Genomic DNA, 22,032 nt, shown 5'->3' on the forward strand with positions numbered 1-22,032 from the left:
ACGTCTCCTGGTGGTACGGCGTGCAACAGGCGCAAGAAGTCCTGCGGCGTACGCCGCGGTTGAAAAACGGATCGGGACAGAAAAAACCCGCTACGGCGGCAGGCGCGGTAGCGGGCGAATGGGGCTTAGTACTTGCCGTCGAGGGCGAAGATCGGCTTGCGCGATTTCCACTGCCCGCCCGTGAAGTCCGGGAAGTCCAGGGTCTGGAAGTTGGCGGCGATCGATTGCTCGGACAGGGGCGTGATGGCGCTCCACGTCACGGCGTCGTAGATATCGATCGGCATCGGCGCATTGGCCTTCAGGGCTTCGACAAAGGCGTGGATGACGAAGAAGTCCATGCCGCCGTGGCCCGCGCCTTCCGCTTGCGCGGCATACTTGCGCCATACCGGGTGCTCATACTTGTCCTGGTAAGCCTTGAAGTCATCCCACTGGTGCGGCTTGCTGACGCCCTCGATATGGATGGAATTGTTCAAGTCCATCCACAGGCCATCCGTGCCTTGCACGCGGAAGCCCAGCGAATACGGGCGCGGCAGGCTCGTATCGTGCTGCAGGATGATGGTTTCGCCGTTTTCGCACGCCAGGGTGGTGGTGACCACGTCGCCCAGCTTGAATTTCACCTTGGCGTTCGCATGCTGCGCGCCGCCCGGCTGCTTGACGATATAGTCGTGCAAGCCGCGCGCCTTGGTGGCGAAGGCGTTGATGCGCGTAAAACGGTTGCCGCGGTTGATGTTGGTGTACATGGCGCACGGGCCGATGCCGTGGCTCGGATACAGTTCGCCATTGCGCTCGACCGAGTGCTGCGTGCGCCAATGGGCTTCCGACCAGCCTTTTTCGCCGAATTCCACGCCGCCGCCATACGGCTTGGCCGGATTGCCGCTGTTGAATTTGACGGCGCGCAAATCGTGCTGGTAGCCGCCCTGCAGGTGCAGCAGTTCGCCGAACAGCCCCGCGCGCACCATCTGCAGCGCAGCCATCACGTCGCGGCGGTAGCACACGTTTTCCAGCAACATATACGGCGTACCCGTTTTCAGCTGGGTGTTCAGGACATCCCAGTGGTCTTGCAGGGTGATGCCGGCCACCACTTCGCAACCGACGGGTATCTTCGCCTGCATGGCGGCGATCGCCATGGGCGCGTGGAATTCCCACGGCGTGGCGATGATCACGCCATCGAGGCCGCCAGCGTCCAGCATGCGCTTGTAGGCTTTCTGGTCGCGATCTTCGCCATACGTGCGCGGACGGGGCTTGCCGGCTTTGGCCACTTGGCCCAGCGCGTGTTTCAGCATGATCGGCTCGATATCGCACAGGGCGACCACTTCCACGTCGTCGCGGCGCACCAGTTCAGCCAGCAGCACCTGGCCGCGCATGCCCGTGCCGATCACGCCCAGGCGGACCTTCTCACGGCCGGCCACGGGGGCGGCGTTCGTGTCGCCGGGCAGCAGTGCGCTGCCGGCCATGGCGCCACCGGCCAGCGCGGCGCTGGCGGAGAGGAAATTGCGTCGATTGATTTGTGTTGTCATTGGTCTCTTCTCGCTTCCATTGGTAATGTTCGTCGCCGGCCCGCCATACAGCGGGCCGGCTGCAGTTTAATAGGTGTATTCAGCCGTGAAGCGCACCGAACGCGGCGCCGTGCGTCCATCGACCTGCAGGTAATTGCGGGAGATGGCGCCATGGTCTTCGCGCGTTTCGGTGTAGCGGGTCACGGTCTGGCTGTTGAACACATTGAAGACGTCCACTTTCAGGCTCAGGCCCTTGACGGCGCTGGGAGTATAGGCCACATTCATGTCCAGCTGGGCTTGCCACGGCAGGCGGCCCTGGCTGCCGCGCGGCGCCGGCTTGCCGTTGCAATAGAAGTAGGAATCATCGTAATCTTTCTCGAACCTCAGGTTATCGGGCAGCGCGCCGATGCAGTTGCGCGGTGCGCCCGAGGTCAGCGACAGGTTGGCGCCCACCATCACGTCCGGGATGACCTGCATGAAACCGTAGGCCTTGAAGGCGTGGCGATGGTCGCCCGGCAGGTAGCCATACGCGTTGTACATCAGTTCCTTGTGGTCGTCGCTGACCGTCAGGCCCACGTCGCCGCCGCCGATGCTGTCCGTCTGGCCTTCCATATTGCCCTTCAGGCCGGACAAAGTGTAGGTCAGCTTGCCGTACCAGCCATTCGTGTACGGGTGCTCGATGAACATGTTCAAGGCGCGGTAGGTGCGCGATGGCAGCGGGTTGCCCCACTCCGCCGCCGAAATATCCACGCGGCGCAGGCCCTTGCCATCGTCAAAGTCCACCATCAGGCTGTTGTCGCGGCCCGGGTTGATGATGGCGCACTGGAAGCCGCTCCATTTGCCCGTGTCGACGCCGTTGCGCGTGGCCCAGGCTTGCAGCGGACGCTCGTCGCAGACGTCGTCGTTGGTGTCGTTCAGCTTGCGGTACAGGAAGCTGGCGCCCACCACCAGCTTCTTGCTCAGGGCGCGTTCGAAGCCCAGCGAGAATTCATCCTGCGACAGCGGCTTCAGGCCCACGGCCGTCACCTCGCGCGCATCGCGGCTCTGGCCATACGCGTTGTTGGCCGAATACGGCTTGCTGATGGCGTGCAGGCCCGTCGGCGCGCCCGTGACGGGATCGACGCCCGTGTAGGTGTACATTTCGCTGGTGGCCAGGAAGGGGCTGGCCATGTTGCTCGACAAATTCGATGGCACGGGCAAGTGGTAGCGGCCGCCGTTGGCGAAGAATTTCAGGGTGCCGTCGCCCAGATAATCCCAGGTGGCGCCCACGCGGGGGGCGATCATGTTGCGCTGCGAAATGAAGGCCACGCCGTCGGTGCTGTAGTTGGTGAACTGTTCTCGGCGCAGGCCCAGGTCCAGCAGCACCCGTTCCGTGACCTGGTAGTGATCCTGGATGTACTGCGCCGATTGCACGCTGGTAGGACGGGCCAGGTTGGCGTTCAGGTCCTTGCTGACATAATAGCCATCCTTGCCGTAGCCGCCGCCCTGGGCCGGCGTTTCAAAGGCGCCGTTGATCGGCAGATTCGGATCTGTCGCCCGCAGGTAGTTCCAGCGATAGCCGCCGGCCAGGCTCAGGCCCACTTTCGATTCCACGTCGATGCGGTCGATGCCGCCACGCAGCGAATGCTTGCCCAGTTTGTATTCCAGGTCCAGGCGCTTGGCCTTCTGGCGGTCCTCCGAGGAAGGGTCGGTCAAGGTGCCCGTGACCGATTGCGGGTTCATGTAGACCAGGCCTGGGACTTGCGTCGATTGGATGGACTTGGTTTGCGCCAGGCTGGGGTCATAGCCTTCGGGAGTGCGACGGTGGCTGGTGCGCGATTGTCCCATCATCGCCGTCACCGTCAGGTTGTCCGTCAGGTAGCCCGTGTACTTGAAGATGTCGACATTCGCACCCGGTGCAGCCGATGAGCCGCAGCAGTTGATGGTGGTCTCGCCCCCGCCGCCAGGCACGTTGTTGCGTTTCAAGGTGGCATAATCGAAACCATAGCTCTGGCTGTCCGTAGTGGTGCGGTCATACAGCTTGGTATATTCAAAATGATGGTCGTCCGTCAGGTTGTAGTCCAGCTTGGCCATCATGCGGTCAACCTTGCTCTTGCTCTCGCGCCAGCCGTTCGGCAGCACCTTGTCCGAGTCATCGCGCGCACCGGCGACGGCGCCGCCGTCCGTGCGCGTCTGTTCCAGCGCCACGAAGGCGAACAGCTTGTTCTTGATCAGCGGTCCGCTGCCGTACAAGCCGACCACCTTGCTGGTGCTGCCGTTATCGCGGTTCCAGTACTTCAAGGTGCCATCCGTGTCCGGATTGGCGCCCGTGTTCGGGTAATACCGGTTTTCCGTCGTGCCCTTCAGCGAGCGGGGGATGATGGAGACCTTGCCGCCGAATTCGACCTTGTTGCCGCCGCTCTTGGTGGTAATGTTGATCACGCCGCCCGTCGAGCGGCCGAATTCCGAGCCGTAGCCGCCCGACAGCACCTGCAGGTTGGAGATCGCGCCAAACGGCAGCTCCGACGCGCCCACCTGGGTCAGGAGGTTGGTGATGGGGAAGCCGTTGACATAGAACGCGTTTTCGGACTGGCCCGAGCCGCCGATCGACGGTGCATTGCCATACACGCTGTTGGTGCCGCGCGCCACGCCCGGCGTCAGCTGCACGATGGAGGCGACGTCGTTGCCGACCGGCAGCGCTTTCAATTCCTTGGCCGTGAAGATCACGCCATTGTTGGTGTTCGACACGTCGATCGGATTGCGCGACGCCTTCACCACGACGGTCTGCTCCTGGCCCACGGGGCCAGCCGCGCTGGCCGGGCCGAAGTTCGCTTCGGCGCCGGCGCCGATCAGGGCTTCGACTTCCTGCGACGCTTCCACCGAACCGGCACGCAGCACGCGCACCGCATAGCGGCCTGGCGGCATGGAGTTGGCCACATAGCGGCCCGACGTATCCGGCGTCAAGCTGCGCTGCACGCCCGTCGCCAGGTTTTCCAGCACCACGGTGGCGCCGGCCGGTGCGCTCACTTCGCCGAAAATGGTACTCGTGGCGTTCGACTGCGCCCAGGCCTGGCCTGGCACGCCGGCCGCCAGTGCAATCACGATCGCGGCGGCGCGGCTGATGTCGCGCAATTTGAGGCGGGTGCTATGCATGATGTCTCTCCGTCTATATCGAGGGTTATGCGCGCCCTCCCCGCTCCAGGGCGGAGTCGGGGGAGCGCAATTTTTATGGTGGTCGTCGGCCGGTGCAGCCAGGCAGCTGCACCTTTCGGGAAATCAGTCCGTATCGGCTGATTTTCGTTTTCTTGGGATTACTTTAAAAAGAAAAATAAGCACCGTCAACAAAAAGAAAGTTAAAACGGTAATTTATCGCTAAATTGAGCAAATAAATGCGATTTATCTTTCGCTTTAATCAATTTCGCGTCGAATAACTTTCGTTATCGTGGTGTGACAGATACACGCGTCTGCAGGAAGGTGGCAAACAGAGGACTATACGTGCGGGAACCAGGGGAGGAAAACACGAAAGATGGAAGGGAAAACGTCTTTCGCTTACGCTTATCTTTCGTATTGTGCATTTCGGAACATTGTCTTTTCTTTTCCGTGACAAAACCCCGGCCCGCCACAGGCAGGCTGGCGGACCGGGGCAGTGTCACGCCTTAAAAGAACTTGTAGCTGGCCGACAAGGCAAACTGGCGGCCGAACAGGTCCTGGCTATGGTTGTAGCCTTCCCAGCCGTTCGGGTCGTAGTACGGCTGCTTGTTGAACGCGTTTTTCACGTTCAGGCCCACGTCCAGGTGCTTGATCGGCTTCCAGCTGAACGCCAGGTTCACCGTCGTGTACGAGGGCGCGCCCTTGCACTGGCCGGCCGGCAGCGCCACGGAGGCGGCGGTGCAGTTTTCCGGCGTGTTGTCCTTGTCCCAGGGGCCATACGCCCAGCGCGTCTTGCCCGAGTAATTGATGAAGACGCTGCTGACGAAGTTGCGGTAGCTCCAGTCGGCGTTGACGGTGGCGCGGTAGCGCGGCGAATCGTAGTAGCCGACGGTGTTGCCCTTGATGTCGCTGCCGTCTTCGCTGTCGTGGGTGTCGCGCTTGCGGATGGTGGCCGCAATGCCCGTGCTCAGCTTGCCCATGTCTCCCAGCGAAAAGCGCGTGCGCGCATCGATGTCGACGCCGTCCATCAGGGTGCGGCCACGGTTCGAATACGAGTTGATCAAGCCGCCCAGGTTGCCCACCGAGTAGCCGGGCACGCCGCCCGCGCACACGCCCGCGTTGGCGGGATTGGCGCACATGGCCGCCACCGCCGCCACATTGCCACGGTCAGCGTCGGTCAGGTCATTGCGGATGGCGCTGGGCGTGCCGGCCAGGGTCGGACCGTACTTGTCCACCAGTTCCGTAAACAGCTCGTTGAAGTCCTGGCGCACGATTTCATCGCGGCGGTTGATGAACCAGTAATCGATGGAGATGCTCACGTCCTTGGCCGGCTGCAGCACCAGGCCGACGGTGGAAATCTTGGCCTTCTCCGGACGCAGGTTCTGGTTCGGCGGCGTCAGGCCGCCCACCGTCGTCGAGCAATTCGAATTGAGCAGGCTCTTGCCCAGATCCGCATCCGTCGCCACCTTGGACTTCATCAGCGCGCGCGCCATGGCATTCGTTTCATCGCAGCGCACCGTGTCGCGGATGCCGCCCACCTGCGCAAAGACGCCGCCCGTGCCCGATTCGGCCAGGTTGGGCGCGCGGAAGCCTTCGGAATACGTCCCGCGCAGCATCAGGTCGGGCCGCGCGCGCCAGATCACGCCCAGCTTGGGCGCCAGGTTGGCGGCGAAGTGCGGATATTTGTCCAGGCGCGCGGCCGCATTCACTTCCAGGGTGTCGGAAAGCGGCACCACCACCTCGCCGAACACGGCGGCGATGGTACGCCGGCCATCGAACCAGGAACCGCCCTGCTGCGTGATCAGGCCATTGGCCGCATCCGTGTTGCCGGGCGTGAGAAAACTCTCGCGCATGACATTGGTGCCCACGGCGGCGCGCACTTCGCGCTCGCCCAGCTTGAACAAGGTGCCTTCCAGCTTCGCATCCCAGGTCATCAGCTTGGTCCAGGATTCGATGGCGAAGGTCGGGTAGGCGCTGCGCAGCAGCGCCGCATTGGCCTCGCTGATTTCGCCGAACTTGTAGGCGGGATTGTCCGAAATGAACGTGCGGCCGCTGACGGGGTCTTTCGTGAACGGGCCGAATGCCTGTTCAAAACCCTTGATGTTGATGTTCGCCGTCTGGAACAAGGTGGAATGGCTGCCCGCCACGCTGAGCGCCGTTTCAAAATCCCAGCCGCCGCCGATGCTGCCGCGCAGGCCGACGAGCGCGCGGTAGTTTTCATCGACGTTCTTCTGGCCGAAGTGGCCCGTCGCATCCTGCAGCAGGTAGTTCAAGCCGGCCGCACCGCCCATCTTGGCCACCATGTCGGCATCGAGCTTGCCTTTCAGGTAGACGTTGTTGGGACTCAGGAAAGGCGTGGCGAAGGTGTTCAGGGTATTGCCGGTGTTGCGGGCGAACCAGTTGTTCGTGCTGCCGCTGTTGAAGCTGGACGGACCGTTTTCGCCGCGCATCTTGATGTGGGTGAAAGCGCCTTCCGCGAACGCTTCCAGGTCGCCGCCCAGTTTCAGCCTGCCGCTCAAATAAGCCGTGGCCCGCTCCGACGTGGGGCCCATATCGAGCTGGTTGGGCAGCGCATTCCACACGCAGCGCGTGCCCGACGCTTCCGTGATGCTGGTGTTGCAGCCAGGCGCGGCGCGCTGGGTGCGGGCATTGTTGTTGGCCTTGTCGAAGACAAAGAAGGTCCCCGGGTTCATCGTGCCCGGTTCGCTGCCGACGCCTACGCGCATGTTCGGGATGAAGTTGGGATTATTCGCATAAAAATACGCGGGACGCTTGCGCCAGGTGTCGGCCAGCGCGATACGGTCGCGCTGGTAGACGTTCACGGAACCGTAGATGTTGTAGCCGTCGCTGGCCAGGTCGCCCAGGCCATACAGCACGCTGGCCTGGCGCTCGCCATAGGATTTCACGCTGGGCGAAAACTCGCCATTGGCGCGCGCTTCCAGCCCCTGATACGACTTCTTGGTGATCACGTTGATGACGCCGGCCACGGCATCGGAGCCATACACGGCCGACGCGCCGTCCGTCAAAATTTCCATGCGCTCGATGGCGGCGGCGGGAATGGCGTCGATATTGACGAACATGGTCTGGAAGCCGGCCGGCGCGCCATAGAACGACAGGCGGCGGCCATTCAACAGCACCAGCGTGCCCTGCGCGCCGAGGCCGCGCAGGTTCGCCTGCGAACCGCCATCCGAGCCCGTGAACATCGAGCGGAAATCCTGCTGCGCCGGACGGGCGGCCGGCAGGTTGTCGAGCACTTGCAGCAAGGTGAGCGCGCCCATGTTTTCGATCTGCTTGGCGTTGATCACCTGTACGGGCGACGCCGTTTCCGCGTTGATGCGCTTCAGGCTGGACCCCGTCACTTCGACGCGCGTCAGTTTCTCTTCCTCCGCTGCCAGCGCCGTTGACGCCAATCCTACCGCCACCATGGCGGCCATCAGTTTTTTCAAGTGCATTCCCATCTCCCTTTTTATCAGTGATTTGTTTTCGTCAGGTTGCAAGAGCCCCTCCCCGGTCCGAAGAGGGGCTCGTTTTTGGTGAAATGATGAAGTGAAGTTGCTTAGCGCGGCTTGACTGTCGCGCCTTCCGTGCCGGTCAACACGGCGTTGGCCCAGTTGCCGCAGACCCGGGCCGGGTGGGCGCCGCGCGCGCCCAGGGTGCGCAAACTGAGCTGGCTCAGGCCGCGCACGTCGATTTCGGGTTTGACCACCCCGGGAGCCGTGACCAGGCCGCTGTCATACAGCAGCCGCTCACCGCTCCAGACCTGGAATTGCAAGCCGCCCGCGCTGCGGCAGCTATCGTCCACGCCCAGGTCGGCGCGCAGCAGATTCCAGTTGCCCGCCAGTTGCAAGTCGATGCGGCTGGCTGGTCCCACGCCGAGGCCCTTGCGGAACCACAGCCCGTTCATGCGCATCTCGGCCGCCTTGCCGGCTGGCCTGTCTTTCGCGATATGCTTCGGCAGCGCCAGGTCCGACAGATAGCGCTGCACCTCCTCGCCTTCGGCCACGCGGTGCTCGAGCACGCGGAATTCGGACAGGGTGACGGGCGCCACGTCGGTCGCCAGCGCCGCATCGAACGCGCGCGCCACCGGTGCGCCTTGCGCCGCCGTCACCATCGGGTCGGTGGACGCCGCGCCATCGCCTTCCGGATTTTGCGTGCTCATCACGCGGAAGCGCAGCAGGCGCCCCGCCGTGGCAGGGAAACTGATCGTCTGCGTGCCCTGTTCCAGTTTCAGGGTGCCGCGCTGCAGGGGCGCGCCCCACTCGCCATTGTTGTCGCCGATGTAGATTTCATAGGCGCGCACCTGGCCATGCTTCCAGTGCTGGTCGTTGCGCGGCGCCAGTTCGATGCCGTCGACCAGGCGCCGTTCCGTGAAGCCGATCACCCATTCGTGCGGACCGCTCTTCACGGACGGACTGCGCACGGTGCGGAACCAGGTTTCCGGCTTGCCATCGAAGGCGTTTTCCAGCGGATAGCCATTTTCCTCAAAGGGACGTCCCACCACCTGCATGGCGTCGGCCGGCAAGGCGCGGCCCGGCACGGGTGCGGCCGGGAAATCGGCGTCGACTCTCGCCACGGCCAGCGCGCCAGCGACCTGCAAGGTCAAGGCCTGGCGGATATCCTGCGCCGCCACCTTCACATGCAGGGTGCCCTGGCGGTCGGCAGCGTCGAAATACCAGCCCTCTGCCGCCTTGTCGTAGGCAGCGTGGTCGACGAACGCCGCGATCAGCCGTTCGCCGGCCCGCACGGCGGCCGGTGCCTGGCCCGCCAGCATGCGCAGCGCATAGCCGCGGCGCGCTTCCTGGCCCTGGTACTGGCCATCGACAGCGCCGATGTCGACCCGCACGTCGCCGCCCGTCTGGCGCATGCGGATCACTTGCTGGCTGAAGGCGCCGCCCTGGTACTGGCGCGTGTTGCCGTCGTCTTCATACAGGGTGTATTCGGAGTCGCCATGCGGGTAGATATCGAGCGTGAGCTGATCCTTCGGCTTCTGGCCGTCGTACAGCATTTCCGGATACATGGGCAGGATGGCGCCGGCGCGGACAAAAACCGGAAGCTTGTCCAGCGTGACCTGCATGTCCAGGTCGCGCCCTTTCGCGTCCGCCGTGGCCTGGCGGCCGTCCCAGTAGTCGTACCACGTGCCCTGCGGCAGGTGGATGCCCTTGCGCCAGCCGCCGCTGACGGCCTGGCTGCGGTAGACGGGCGCCACCAGCACGTCGCGGCCCAGGAGGAACTGATATTTATAGGCTTCCGTGTAGGCGGCCGGGTCTTGCGGATAGTCCCACATCAGGCCCCGCACCAGCGGCGCGCCCGATTGCTCCGCTTCGCGCACCAGCGTATACATATACGGCGTCAAACGCATCTTGAGCTTCAAGTAGCGGCGGTTGATGTCACGGTACGGCGCGTCAAACCACCACGGATGCTTGCGCTCGGCCGCGGCCCAGCCGGACATGCCCATCAGGACGGGCGTAAAGCTTTTCCACTGCAAATCACGCAGATAGGTTTCCGGGCTGCCGCCAAAGATGGCGTCCACGTCGCCGGACGCATACGCCTGGCCGGACAGGCCCGAGCCGACCAGGGTCGGGATGTGCCAGCGGATGTAGTCCCAGCTGGCGCTCTGGTCGCCCGTCCACGCCACGGCGTAGCGCTGGATGCCGGCCCAGCCCATCACCGTCCACAGGAACGGACGGCTGTCGGAGTTGTTCAGGATGCCGTCGTAGGCCGACTTGTTCGCATCCATGGCGAACTGGTAGCCCTTGCCCGTCCACGCCACGTCCAGCTTTTGCACGCGGCTGCCCGCCTGGCCCACTTCCCACGCGATCTTGTCGACGCCGTTTTCCGTCCACAGGCCCGTGCGGAAGCCATACCCGGCCAGTCCCTTCACCGTTTCCGGCAAATTCGTGTAGCCGCAGCCATAGCCGTCGTTGGGCAAAATCCAGCCGCCCGGCATGTCGTGTTCGCGGTACTGGCGCGCCACGCTTTCCACCACGTCCGGCGTCTTGCCGGTCGGGCCATCGGTCCAGCCCTTCGGCACGGAACCGGGCTTTTTCACGTTGTCGCCATCGTTGTAGCAATCGGCGTCGCCGTATTCCAGCGCCCAGCGGGGCAGCATGCGGGCGCGGCCCGTCAAGTCAGTGTAGCGGGCGACGACGTCGCGCACGTCCTTGCCGACGAAGAAATACGCGTCATAGCGGCCTTCCGCGTGCTGCAGCGAGATCTGCTCCTTGTCGCGCAAGTCGTAGTTCCCGTCGGACCAGGTATTGCGCAGCATGCCCCAGCCCCGTGAACTCATGAGAAATGGCGCCGGATTCGGCCGGTCGCCCTCTTCCCAGCCGCCCGAATACGACACGGGCACCTGCTTGCCCTTAAATTCGAAGCGGCCATTCTGCTGGCCGCCGCCAAAGTATCGTTCGCCGGGCAGGCTGGAAAGCACCTGCACGCCCTGCTTGTCGTCGAGCGACAGCGGCTGCACTTCGCGCCACAGGGGCACCGCATCGCCCTTGCGGAACAGGGTAAAGCGCAGCGGTTTGCGGTCGATGCGCAGGCTCAGGGCCTCGGTGCCGATCAGGATATGGTCGGCCTGCTCGCTGAGCTGATACGCCACCTGCGCGGCAGGCTGGCCGACGACGATGGGCGCGGCCTTGTCGCCGGGCCCCGTCAAGCCTCCCTTGCCGCCCGCCTGGATGCGCAGCACGTCCGCCTGCGGCAGGCTGATACGCAGCTGCATGCCCGTATCGCTGCGCACCTCCCAGCCCAGCGCCTCGCCCTTGGCCACGTCGGCCGGGTGCACGGCGGACAGCGACTGAAGATTGCCGATAGGCGCGGCCTGCAAGCCAGGCGCAGACAGGGTGGCAAGAGCGGCGAGTACGCAGGCGGCAAGGAGGCGGCGGGGAAGCGGGAGAGGTTTCATCGGCTAGCTTTCAGAAAATCGAAGTGATGGAAATACTTTAAGAAGAAAAATAAATATCGTCAATAAAAAGAAAGTTTTAACGCCAATTTATTAATAAAATGCCCAAAACTGGCGCAATATTCTTACGTTTCACCAAAATGTCACAAAACATACTTTCGTTATCGTGGCATTTCAGCGACAGACCGCAGCAGCGCCGGGTTTCATGCGGCACCGCAGCATGACTAGAGGGGTGGAAAACGCCAATGAGACGACGTTATTTCGCAAGCTGCACAACTATTTACTTTCGTTTTGCTTTCGTATTTGACTTTTCGAAATTTAGTATTTATGCTTTCTCCAACAAACACTTTACTGACACTCCATGACTACCCTTCTTCAGCGTGACATTCAAACCTGGCGCGACATCGGCGGCCTGCACACGGCCGAGGAAATCGCCCACCAGCCAGCCATCTGGCGCGCGCTGTCCGGCATTTTGCGCAACGAGCAAGCAAGCCTGGCCGCCTTCCTGGGCGACGCGCTGTCCAATCCGCAGCAACGCGTCATCCTGACGGGCGCCGGCAGCTCGGCCTATGTGGGCGAGATCGTCGTCGATACCCTGAACGCGGCCTGGCCCGCGCAGATCCGCGCCATCGCCACCACAACTTTGCTGACGCATCACGAGCTGTACCTGGAAGCGGATGCGCCCACCCTGCTCGTCTCGTTTGCCCGCAGCGGCGACAGCCCGGAAAGCCTGGCGGCCGTGGAACTGCTGCACCAAGTCGTGCCCGGCGCGCGCTTCCTGAACATCACCTGCAACGCCGACGGCAAGCTGGCGCGCCAGGGCGCCAACGACGGCAACACCTATAACCTGCTGATGCCGGAAGGCAGCTGCGACCGCGGCTTCGCCATGACCAGCAGCTTTACCAGCATGCTGCTGGCGGCCCTGTCGGTGCTGGGCAAGGACACGGATTTGCAGCGTCTGGACACCCTGGCGCAACTGGGCGAGCAAGCCTTGCGCGACTGGTCGGCGCCCGTGGCGGACCTCGGTTCGCAAGCCGTACAGCGCGTCGTCTACCTGGGCAGCGGCCCGCTGGAAGCGCTGGCCAAGGAAGCGGCCCTGAAAATCCTGGAATTGACGGGCGGGCGCGTGATGGCGATGGCGAATACGCCGCTGGGCTTCCGCCACGGCCCGAAATCGGCCGTCACCACGGAGTCGCTGGTGATCCTGCTGCGCAGCAGCAAGCCGCTGGCGCGCCAGTATGAAGACGACCTGCTGAAAGAACTGCAGCGCGACAGCGTGGCGCAGCGCTGCCTGACGGTGGGCATCGGCGGCGACTTATCTGCCAACTTAGCGGCCGATGCGCCGGCCTGGCCAGACGCCTGGCTGGCCCCTCTGTGGCTGCTGATGGCGCAGCAATATGCGCTGCACCAGTCCGCGCTGCTGCAGCTGCGCCCCGACAATCCATTCGCCGGCGGCATCGTCAACCGTGTCGTGCAGGGCGTCACCATCTATGGCCATGACCAATTCTAATCGCACCGCCGGCTACCACGGCATCGACATCGGCGGCAGCAAGATCGAGCTGGTCGCCTTTGCCGACCGCGACGGCGCGCTGGCCGAGGTGTTCCGCGAACGGGTGGCCACGCCGGGCGACAATTTTGCCGCCTTCGTGCAAGCCATCGTCGACCTGGTGGCGCGCGGCGACGCCGCCCTGGGCACGACGGCGCCTGTCGGCATCGGCTTGCCCGGCGTGATCGACAGCGCCAGCGGCCGGCAACTGAGCTCCAACGTGCCGGCCCTGAACGGCCGCCTGGTGGCGCAAACGCTGCAGCAAGCCTTGCAGCGCCCTGTCGCCATCGGCAACGATTGCCAGTGCTTCGCCCTGTCGGAAGCGCAGGGCGGCGCGGCCGACAATGCCGCCAGCATGTTCGGCGCCATCCTCGGCACGGGCGCCGGCGGCGGCTATTGCGTGGGCGGCCAGCTGCTGCGCGGCTTTAACGGCGTGGCCGGCGAATGGGGCCACTGGAGCCTGCCCGCCACCCTGCTGGCGCAGCATGGCCTGGCCGAATACCCCTGCCCGTGCGGCAAGGCGGGCTGCCTGGAACGCTATGTCTCCGGACCCGCCATGCGCAAGCTCCACGCGCATTTCGGCGGCGACGGCGCCGAACCGCTGGCCATCGTGGCGCGCGCCAACATGGGCGACGCCGTGGCCGAACGCACGGTGGCCGTGCACCTCGACGTGCTGGGCCACGCGCTGGCTGGCCTGGTGCTGGCCTACGACCCGCACGTCATCGTGCTCGGCGGCGGCTTGTCCAAGCTGCCGCACCTGTACGACAAGCTGCCGGCCGCCGTCAAGCGCCACCTGTTCCCCGGCGTGCACGTGCCGCCTATCCTGCCGCCCCGCTTTGGCGACGCCGGCGGCGCGCGCGGCGCGGCCCTTTTGATACGACAACATACAAAGGCGTCAACATGATGAAGCAAGCGGAAAACCCGACTTTTACCCTGTCCCCGATCCAGCAAGTGATCAAGGCGCACCGCCGCGGCGAGCGCGTGGGGCTGTACGCCGTCTGCTGCAGCCATCCGAGCGTGCTGCGCGCCGCCATGCGCGTGGCCAGCGAATACGACACGGTACTGCTGGTCGAAGCGACCTCGAACCAGGTCGACCAGTTCGGCGGCTACACGGGCATGACGCCGGCCGTTTTCCGCGACACCATGCTGGCACTGGCCCGCGAACAGGGCTTCCCCGCCAGCCGCCTGGTGCTGGGCGGCGACCATCTGGGTCCGAACGCCTGGCAGCACCTCGATGCGGCCACCGCCATGGACCATGCCGAAACCCTGATCGCCGCGTATGCGTCGGCCGGTTTCCATAAAATCCACCTCGATTGCAGCATGCGCTGCGTGGATGACCCCTTGCAGCTCGACGATGAAACCGTGGCTGCCCGTTCCGCGCGCCTGTGCATCGTCGCCGAGGAAGCGGCGGCGGCCGCCGGCTTCGCGCCGCCCGTCTATGTGATCGGCACGGAAGTGCCGATTCCCGGCGGCGAAGCGTCGCTGGCGCAGGCCGGCGCCGTCACCAGCCCGCAAGCGGCGCGCCGCACCCTCGACGTGCACCGCCGCGCGTTTCTCGACAACGGCCTGCATGGCGCCTGGCGCCGGGTGATCGCCATGGTGGTGCAGCCGGGCGTCGATTTCGACCAGAGCAGCATCCAGCATTACGACGCGGACGCCGCCGCCGAGCTGTCGGCCTTTGTCGCCGAGCAGCCTGGCCTCGTGTTCGAAGCCCATTCCACCGACTACCAGCGCGAAACGGCGCTGCACGCCATGGTGCGCGACCATTTCGCCATCCTGAAAGTGGGCCCGGCCGCCACCTTCGCCCTGCGCGAGGCGCTGTTCGCCCTGTGCCAGATCGAGGAAGAACTGCTGCCGGCGCACGCCACCTCGCAACTGATGCAAGTACTCGACGACGTGATGGTGGCCAAGCCGAAGAACTGGATCAAGCATTACCTGGGCACGCCGGAAGAACAGCGATTGATGCGCCGCTACGGCTTGAGCGACCGTTGCCGCTATTACTGGGGCGAGCCGGAAGTGGCGGCCGCCGTCGGCAAGCTGCTGGCCAACCTGGACGCCGTGGCCATTCCGCTGCCGCTGCTGAGCCAGCATTTGCCGGAACAGTACCTGGCCGTGGTGCAGGGCAGCTTGCCAGCACAGGCGCCGGCCTTGATCGAGCACAAGATCGGCAGCTTGCTGGCGCAATATGCGCGCGCCTGCAACCGCAATGCGGCAGTGGCCGTCATTGCCGAAGCGGCAATCTGTTAAGCTCGGTATTTTCATTTTTTACTGAGCCCGCCACCATGCGAAATACCAGCCAACGCCGTGAATCCATCCTCCAAATGCTTGCCCAGCAGGGCTCGGTGCAGGTGACCGATCTGGTGGAAAAGCTCGGCGTGTCCGCGGTCACCATCCGCAGCGACTTGAATGCGCTGGAAGCGCAAGGCATGGCCACGCGCAGCCACGGCGGCGCGACCCTGACGCGCACGCCGCCGCCCGAGCACACGATACGCCAGAAGGACGCCATCAACCACGAGCAGAAGGAGCGCATCGGCGCCTACGCGGCGCGGCTGGTGGAACCGGGCGACAACATCATCATCGACTCGGGCACCACCACCATCTCGCTGGCGCGCCATCTGCGCGATGCGACGGGCGTGACGGTGGCCACGAATGGCCTGAACATCGCGTGGGAACTGGCCGATGCGCCCGGCGTGGACCTGATCCTCACGGGCGGCTTGCTGCGCAAGCAATCGCTGTCGATCCAGGGCAGCCAGGCCGAAACCTGTTTGCAGGCGTACAGCTTCGACAAGCTGTTCCTGGGCGTGGACGGCTTCGACCTGCAGTTCGGCGTGACCACCCACCACGAAGCGGAAGCGAGCCTGAACCACAAGATGGTGGAACGGGCGAAGAAAATCATCGTCCTCACGGACGCCTCCAAGTTCGGCCGCGTCAGCCTGCACCGCATCGTGCAGCTGGACCGCGTCGATACCGTCATCACCGATGCCAGCATCAGCCAGGAGTACCGCGAAGGGCTGCAAAAGCTGGGCATCGAACTTTTTATAGCGGAATAACACATGCTGAGCGGCAGAATCCTTACCCCATCTGGCTGGATCACGGGCACCATCACCTTTGACCAGCGCATCGTCCAGATACAAGAAGACCCTGCCGCCGACAGCGCGCTGACCATCCTGCCCGGCTTCATCGACCTGCACGTGCACGGCGCGGCCGGCGTCGACATCATGGAAGGCGGAGACGCGGGCGCCACCGTGGCGCAGGTACACGCGCGCCATGGCACCACGGCCCTGCTGGGCACCACCCTGACAGCCAAGGAGCCGTCGATCCTGCGCGCCCTGCAAGGCCTGGCCGGCGTCATCGCCGAGCGCCCCGCCAACGGCGCGCGCATGCTGGGCGTGCACCTGGAAGGCCCGTTCCTGAATTTGCACCGCCTGGGCGCGCAGCCGCCCGACGTGGTGCAGGCCAGCCTGGCGCTGGTGCAGCGCTTCCACGCCATCGCCCCCATCAAGGTGCTGACCATGGCGCCGGAAATCCCCGGCCATCTGGAATTGATTCCGCAACTGGCGGCCATGGGCATCCGCGTGCAGATCGGCCACAGCGCCGGCACGTATGACGAAGGCGTCGCGGCGCTGCAAGCCGGCGTCTCCGGCTTTACCCACCTGTACAACGGCATGACGGGCATGACGCATTACGACCCCGGCATGGTGGGCGCGGCCCTGGCGCATGCCGAGTACGCGGAAATCATCCCCGACCTGCAGCACGTGGCCAAGGGCGCCCTGCGCGCGGCCCTGCGCGCCATCCCGCGCCTGTACGGCGTGACGGACGCCACCTCGGCCACCGGCATGCCGGACGGCGAATACGGCCTGGGCACGCAGCGCGTCTACAAATGCCTGGGCTGCGTGCGCCTGGCCACGGGTTCGCTGGCCGGCAGCGTGCTGACCATGGACCAGGCCCTGCGCAATTTCGTCGACCTGGGCCTGGACCTGGCCGACGCCTCGAACCGCTTGTCGCTGTACCCGGCCGACTACCTGGGCGAATCCGAACGGGGCCGCCTGGCGCCCGGCGCCTGGGCCGATATCGTCGTCCTCGATTCCACATTACAGCCAGTGTCCGTCTTCGTCGAAGGCGCGGCCATCGATCTTTCCACCCGCTAGATTCAGTCTCTAGACCCAGCCCCCAACCTCAACCCCGTCCCGGAGTTTTCATGCACGACACGTCACACAAGGCCCCCGTGTGGGCCATGCGCTACCTGCTATTTATTGCCGGCATGGGGGGATTGCTGTACGGCATAGACATCGGCATCATCGCCGGCGCCCTGCCCTACCTGGAATCGACGGCCTCGGTGGCCTGGAAGCTGACGGCCCAGCAGCTGAGCTTTATCGTCGCCGCCGTGCTGTTGGGCTCCGTCCTCTCCTCGCTGTTCGCCGGCGCCCTGGCCGACCTGCTTGGCCGACGCTGGGTGATGTTCCTGGCCGGCGCCCTGTTCAGCGCCAGCATCCCGCTGATCGCGCTGGCCGACGGCTACATGCCGCTGCTGCTGGGCCGCCTGCTGCAAGGCATCAGCGGCGGCTTGATCGGCGTCGTCGTGCCCCTGTACCTGGCCGAATGCCTGCCCGCGCAGCAGCGCGGACGGGGCGCGGCCCTGTTCCAGCTGCTGCTGACCATCGGCCTGGTGGCCGCCGCCCTGATCGGCCTGCTGCAAGCGCAGACGGTGGAAACGGCCACGCAGGCGGCGCAAGCCTTGCCGGAAGCGGGCCGCATCGCCGCCATCTTCGCGGCCAAGGACCACGCCTGGCGCAGCATCTTCTGGGTCTGTCTGACACCCGGCCTGGTGTTTACCGTCGGCGCCCTGCTGCTGGCCGAATCGCCGCGCTGGCTGGCACAACGGGGCCGCATAGAGCAGGCGCGCCAGTCGCTGCTGCGCACGCGTCTGCCTGCCGACGCCGACATCGAACTGCGCGAGATGCAGGATACGCCGGAAAATACGGCCAAGGCCGGCGGCAAGGCCAGGGATCCGCTGCTGAGCCGCCGCTACGTGCTGCCCTTCCTGCTCGCTTGCCTGATCCTCGCCTGCACCCAGGCGACGGGCATCAATTCCATCCTCGCCTACGTCGTCAATATCTTGAACCAGGCAGGCCTGTCGGGCGCCTCGGCCAACATGGCGGACGTGTTGTTGAAGGTGCTGAACGCCGTGATGACGGTGGTGGCCGTGCTGCTGGTGGACCGCAAAGGCCGCAAGTTCCTGCTGATGCTGGGCACGGGCGGCATCGTCGTCTCGCTGCTGGCGGCCGGCCTGCTGTTCCGCGGCGCCGAAGCGCACCTGGCCGACGTGCGCCCCGCCATCGCGGCCCAGGTGCGGGACGACGCCCTGGCCTTGCACCTCGATGCGGCCACCTTGGCGGCGCTGGGCGCGGCAACCGACGGCACGCCGCAGCAGCTGACCATCGCCTACGCCTACGGCCCGTTCACCAACGTGAAAAGCCTGCGCAGCGACGATCCCGTGCTGCGCCAGGTGACGATCGCCCGCGCGGACGCCGTGCAGGCCGACAGCGTGATCGGCGTGTTCTTCCGCAAGCTGCACCTGAACCCGTTCGCCGACCCGGCCGCCGGGCGCGAGGCGCCGCTGCGCATCGAGAAGGCCAGCCTGGGCCCCGTGCCCTCGTCCACGCACGGCTGGCTGGTGGCGATCGCCATCTGCGTGTTCGTTTCCAGCTTTGCCGTGGGACCGGGCGTGTGCGTGTGGCTGGCCCTGTCCGAACTGATGCCGACCCGCATCCGTTCGAACGGCATGAGCATCGCCCTGCTGGTCAACCAGTTCGTCTCGACGGTGATCGCCGCCATCTTCCTGCCGACCGTGGGCTTGCACGGTTATTCGACGCTGTTCTTCTTCGGCGCCGGCTGCACCGTGCTGTACTTCCTGGCGGCGGCCTTCCTACTGCCGGAGACCAAAGGCAAGACACTGGAAGAGATCGAGGCGCACTTTTCAAAGTAAGCCAAAGTAACCATTTGTAGCAGTCTCCTTTCCAGCCCCAGCCGCTTCCGGGGCTGTTTTTTTGCCCGCAAGACAAGCTTCCGGGCTGGCGCGCACGCCAAAGTACGGTTTTCCTTCTGGAATCTTGGCCGCCTGGGCTAGAATCTGGCTGCGTCGTGCTACTCACGAGGCGGCAATGGCGCCATGACAAAAACCACCAGGAGACACAGTGAGCTTATTTAGAACCAAGAATTTGGATGACATGATTGCCCACAGCAAGAAGCCAGGAGGTCTGGCCAAGGTGCTGGGGCCCTTCGACCTTGTCCTCATGGGCATCGGCGCCATCGTCGGCACGGGCATTTTCGTGCTCACCGGCACGGGCGCGCTGACGGCCGGCCCTGCCCTGTCGCTGTCGTTTGTCGTGGCGGCCGTGGCCTGCTGCTTCGCCGCCCTGTGCTACGCGGAATTCGCCTCCACCGTGCCGGTGGCCGGCTCCATCTACACCTACAGCTACGCCACCCTGGGCGAGCTGGCCGCCTGGATGATAGGCTGGGACTTGCTGCTCGAATACGGCCTGGCCGCCGCCGCCGTCTCCGTCGGCTGGTCCGGCTACTTCCAGTCGCTGCTGTCGGGCTTCGGCATCGCCCTGCCCGTCGCGCTCACCGCCGCGCCGGGCGCGCTGCCCGGCGTGACCACCTTCATCAACCTGCCGGCCCTCGTCATCATGCTGGCCCTGACGGCCATGCTGGGCTGGGGCGTGCGCGAATCGGCGCGCCTGAACAACATCATGGTCGCCATCAAGGTGGGCGTGGTGCTGCTGTTCATCATCTTCGGCGCGCGCCACGTGCAGCCGGCCAACTGGCAGCCCTACATGCCGTTCGGCTACCACGGCATGCTGAGCGCCGCCGCCCTCGTCTTCTTCGCCTTCATCGGCTTTGACGCCGTCACCTCGGCCGCCGAGGAAGTCAAGAAACCGTCGCGCGACCTGCCGATCGGCATCATCGGCTCGCTGGCCGTGTGCGCCGTGCTGTACGTGGTGGTGTCGGCCATCATGACGGGCATCGTGCCATATCAAAAATTCCTCGGCGTCGACCATCCCGTCTCGCTGGCCCTGCAGTATGCGGGCGAAAACTGGATCGCCGGCTTCGTCGACCTGGGCGCCATCCTCGGCATGACCACCGTGATCCTCGTGATGGCGTTTGGCCAGACGCGCATCATCTTCGCCATGTCGCGCGACGGCTTGCTGCCCAAGCGCCTGTCGACCGTGCACCCGCGCTTCCACACGCCGTTCTTCGCCACCTGGCTGGTCGGCATCGTGTTCGGCCTGATCGCCGCCGTGATCCCGCTCAACATCCTGGCTGAGCTGATCAACATTGGCACCTTGGCCGCCTTCACCATGGTGTCGGTTGCCGTGGTGGTGCTGCGCAAGAAGCGTCCCGACCTGCCGCGCGCCTTCCGCTGCCCCGGCGTGCCGTACGTGCCGGCGCTGGCCGTGATCCTGTGCGTGGGCCTGATGAGCTTCCTCAGCTGGGTCACCTGGGTGGCCTTCACCATCTGGCTGGTGATCGGCCTGGTCATCTACTTCGGCTACGCGCGTCGCCGTTCGCTGCTGCACCCGCCGCAGTAAAAAGTCCCCTGCAGCGACATATCCTGTCGCTGCCCCAGTTAAGATGGCGGTCTCGCAACCACCGCAGGCCGCCATCCATGCAACGTTCCCCCGACCTCATCGCACAACTGGACCAGAGCACGGACCAGCTCAAACGCGCGCGCCTGCGCAACATGCAGTGGCTGGCCGTCGGCTTGCTGCTGCTGGCCGCGCTGGTCTTCGCCGTGGCCCGTTCGCAGCGGGGCGGCCACCCCGCCTGGGGCTACGTGGAAGCGTTTGCCGAAGCGGCCATGGTGGGCGCGATCGCCGACTGGTTCGCCGTCGTCGCCCTGTTCCGCCACCCGCTGGGCATCCCCTTGTGGCATACGGCCATCATCCCGAACAGCAAGGCGGACATCGGCCGCAGCCTGGGCGCCTTCGTGGAAAACCATTTCATTACCGAGCAAGGCATCGCCGAGCGCATCGTGCAAGCCGACCCCGCTGCGCGCCTGGGCGCCTGGCTCGGTAACGAGACCCACGCGCGGCAGCTGGGCATGGCCGGCGCCGGCGTGGCGAAACAGCTGCTGGCGATGGCCGACCACGACAAACTGGGGCGTCTGCTGCGCGAGCAGGCCAGCAGCTACCTGGGCCAATTGAATGTGTCGGACGTGGCGGCCGACTGCATCGATGCGCTGATCGCCGACGGCAAGCCGCAGGAATTGCTGGATTTCCTGCTCGACCGCAGCGCCGCCTACCTGGACGATGAGCACCACCATGCCGCCATCGGCGACTTCGTGCTGGGCGCCTTCCAGATCGAGAACGCGCTGGTGAAAAAAGCCGTGAAAGCGTATGAACCGCGCATGATCGCCTCGCTGCAGAAATTCGCCCTCGCCGTGCGCGTCGATCCGGCCCACCCGCTGCGCCAGCGCATCGCCGGCTGGATCGCCGACAGCGCGCTGCACCTGAAGGCCGACCCGCAGTGGCAAGCCACGGTGCGCCGCTACCAGCTGCAGCTGATCGCCAGCGATACGGTGCAAGCCATGCTGGGCGACGTCTGGAACCACCTCCGCGCGCGCCTGCTGGCCGACCTGCACGCCGACCAGCCCGTACTGGCGCAAGCCATTGCCGGCCTGGCGCAGAACACGGGCAAGGTGCTGGGCGCGGACCATGCTGCGCGGACATGGCTGAACGACGCCATCGTCGCCGGCAGCGGCGCGCTGGTGCGCCGTTACCGGGGCGAGGTAGGCGCCTTCATCGCCGCCCGCCTGGACCTGTGGAGCAAGGACGAAATGAGCGAGCGCATCGAACTGGCCATCGGGCGCGACCTGCAATTCATCCGCATCAACGGCACCGTCGTGGGCGGCCTGGCCGGTTTGCTGATTTATACGGCTACCCAGCTGTTCTAGG

General features: G+C 65.1%; 12 protein-coding genes. 8 read left to right on the forward strand and 4 right to left on the reverse strand.

All coding sequences use genetic code 11. From position 1 onward, the window contains the following. Positions 1-125: 125 nt before the first annotated feature. The 4 genes from O3298_RS14060 to O3298_RS14075 all read right to left on the reverse strand — a co-directional run bounded on the left by O3298_RS14060 (position 126) and on the right by O3298_RS14075 (position 11,532). Positions 126-1,517 (reverse strand): Gfo/Idh/MocA family protein, encoded by a 1,392-nt coding sequence (locus tag O3298_RS14060; RefSeq protein WP_289915337.1) that lies wholly within the window; start codon positions 1,515-1,517, stop codon positions 126-128. A gap of 66 nt (positions 1,518-1,583) precedes the next feature. Then, entirely contained in the window at positions 1,584-4,628 is a 3,045-nt protein-coding gene (locus O3298_RS14065; RefSeq protein WP_289915339.1) for a TonB-dependent receptor, read from the reverse strand. 503 nt (positions 4,629-5,131) lie between these two features. Continuing rightward, positions 5,132-8,077 (reverse strand): TonB-dependent siderophore receptor, encoded by a 2,946-nt coding sequence (locus O3298_RS14070; RefSeq protein WP_305059721.1) that lies wholly within the window; start codon positions 8,075-8,077, stop codon positions 5,132-5,134. Between the two features lie 104 nt (positions 8,078-8,181). Then, a complete protein-coding gene (locus tag O3298_RS14075) occupies positions 8,182-11,532 on the reverse strand; it encodes a TIM-barrel domain-containing protein (protein ID WP_305059722.1) in 3,351 nt (1,116 codons plus the stop codon). A gap of 358 nt (positions 11,533-11,890) precedes the next feature. Between O3298_RS14075 and O3298_RS14080 the strand changes: the two genes are divergently transcribed. The 8 genes from O3298_RS14080 to O3298_RS14115 all read left to right on the forward strand — a co-directional run bounded on the left by O3298_RS14080 (position 11,891) and on the right by O3298_RS14115 (position 22,031). Further along, positions 11,891-13,039 (forward strand): SIS domain-containing protein, encoded by a 1,149-nt coding sequence (locus O3298_RS14080; RefSeq protein ID WP_305059723.1) that lies wholly within the window; start codon positions 11,891-11,893, stop codon positions 13,037-13,039. Further along, a complete protein-coding gene (locus O3298_RS14085) occupies positions 13,026-13,979 on the forward strand; it encodes an ROK family protein (protein WP_305059724.1) in 954 nt (317 codons plus the stop codon). Before O3298_RS14080 ends, O3298_RS14085 begins: the two co-directional genes overlap by 14 nt. Continuing rightward, the gene (locus tag O3298_RS14090) at positions 13,979-15,322 is read left to right on the forward strand and encodes a D-tagatose-bisphosphate aldolase, class II, non-catalytic subunit (protein WP_305059877.1); all 1,344 of its coding nucleotides are present in this window, start codon (positions 13,979-13,981) and stop codon (positions 15,320-15,322) included. Before O3298_RS14085 ends, O3298_RS14090 begins: the two co-directional genes overlap by 1 nt. A 35-nt stretch (positions 15,323-15,357) precedes the next feature. Continuing rightward, the gene (locus O3298_RS14095; RefSeq protein WP_034781637.1) at positions 15,358-16,125 is read left to right on the forward strand and encodes a DeoR family transcriptional regulator; all 768 of its coding nucleotides are present in this window, start codon (positions 15,358-15,360) and stop codon (positions 16,123-16,125) included. Between the two features lie 3 nt (positions 16,126-16,128). Continuing rightward, positions 16,129-17,223 (forward strand): N-acetylglucosamine-6-phosphate deacetylase, encoded by a 1,095-nt coding sequence (locus O3298_RS14100; RefSeq protein WP_305059725.1) that lies wholly within the window; start codon positions 16,129-16,131, stop codon positions 17,221-17,223. A gap of 50 nt (positions 17,224-17,273) precedes the next feature. After that, complete coding sequence (locus tag O3298_RS14105; RefSeq protein WP_305059726.1) at positions 17,274-19,061, forward strand: MFS transporter; 1,788 nt, start codon at positions 17,274-17,276, stop codon at positions 19,059-19,061. Positions 19,062-19,269: 208 nt separating this feature from the next. Continuing rightward, on the forward strand, positions 19,270-20,667 hold the full coding sequence (locus O3298_RS14110; RefSeq protein ID WP_099664236.1) for an amino acid permease: 1,398 nt from the start codon (positions 19,270-19,272) through the stop codon (positions 20,665-20,667). Between the two features lie 77 nt (positions 20,668-20,744). After that, on the forward strand, positions 20,745-22,031 hold the full coding sequence (locus tag O3298_RS14115; protein WP_305059727.1) for a DUF445 domain-containing protein: 1,287 nt from the start codon (positions 20,745-20,747) through the stop codon (positions 22,029-22,031). The last annotated feature ends 1 nt before the right edge of the window (position 22,032 follow it).

It is taken from the genome of Janthinobacterium sp. SUN137, from assembly GCF_030587265.1.
Classification (GTDB): Bacteria; Pseudomonadota; Gammaproteobacteria; order Burkholderiales; family Burkholderiaceae_D; genus Janthinobacterium; species Janthinobacterium kumbetense.

Excerpts from the sequence above, each read along its gene's own strand:
- O3298_RS14060 (WP_289915337.1), bottom strand. The coding sequence starts at position 1,517 with ATGACAACACAAATCAATCGACGCAATTTCCTCTCCGCCAGCGCCGCG.
- O3298_RS14065 (WP_289915339.1), bottom strand. The coding sequence starts at position 4,628 with ATGCATAGCACCCGCCTCAAATTGCGCGACATCAGCCGCGCCGCCGCG.
- O3298_RS14070 (WP_305059721.1), bottom strand. The coding sequence starts at position 8,077 with ATGCACTTGAAAAAACTGATGGCCGCCATGGTGGCGGTAGGATTGGCG.
- O3298_RS14075 (WP_305059722.1), bottom strand. The coding sequence starts at position 11,532 with ATGAAACCTCTCCCGCTTCCCCGCCGCCTCCTTGCCGCCTGCGTACTC.
- O3298_RS14080 (WP_305059723.1), top strand. The coding sequence starts at position 11,891 with ATGACTACCCTTCTTCAGCGTGACATTCAAACCTGGCGCGACATCGGC.
- O3298_RS14085 (WP_305059724.1), top strand. The coding sequence starts at position 13,026 with ATGACCAATTCTAATCGCACCGCCGGCTACCACGGCATCGACATCGGC.
- O3298_RS14090 (WP_305059877.1), top strand. The coding sequence starts at position 13,979 with ATGAAGCAAGCGGAAAACCCGACTTTTACCCTGTCCCCGATCCAGCAA.
- O3298_RS14095 (WP_034781637.1), top strand. The coding sequence starts at position 15,358 with ATGCGAAATACCAGCCAACGCCGTGAATCCATCCTCCAAATGCTTGCC.
- O3298_RS14100 (WP_305059725.1), top strand. The coding sequence starts at position 16,129 with ATGCTGAGCGGCAGAATCCTTACCCCATCTGGCTGGATCACGGGCACC.
- O3298_RS14105 (WP_305059726.1), top strand. The coding sequence starts at position 17,274 with ATGCACGACACGTCACACAAGGCCCCCGTGTGGGCCATGCGCTACCTG.
- O3298_RS14115 (WP_305059727.1), top strand. The coding sequence starts at position 20,745 with ATGCAACGTTCCCCCGACCTCATCGCACAACTGGACCAGAGCACGGAC.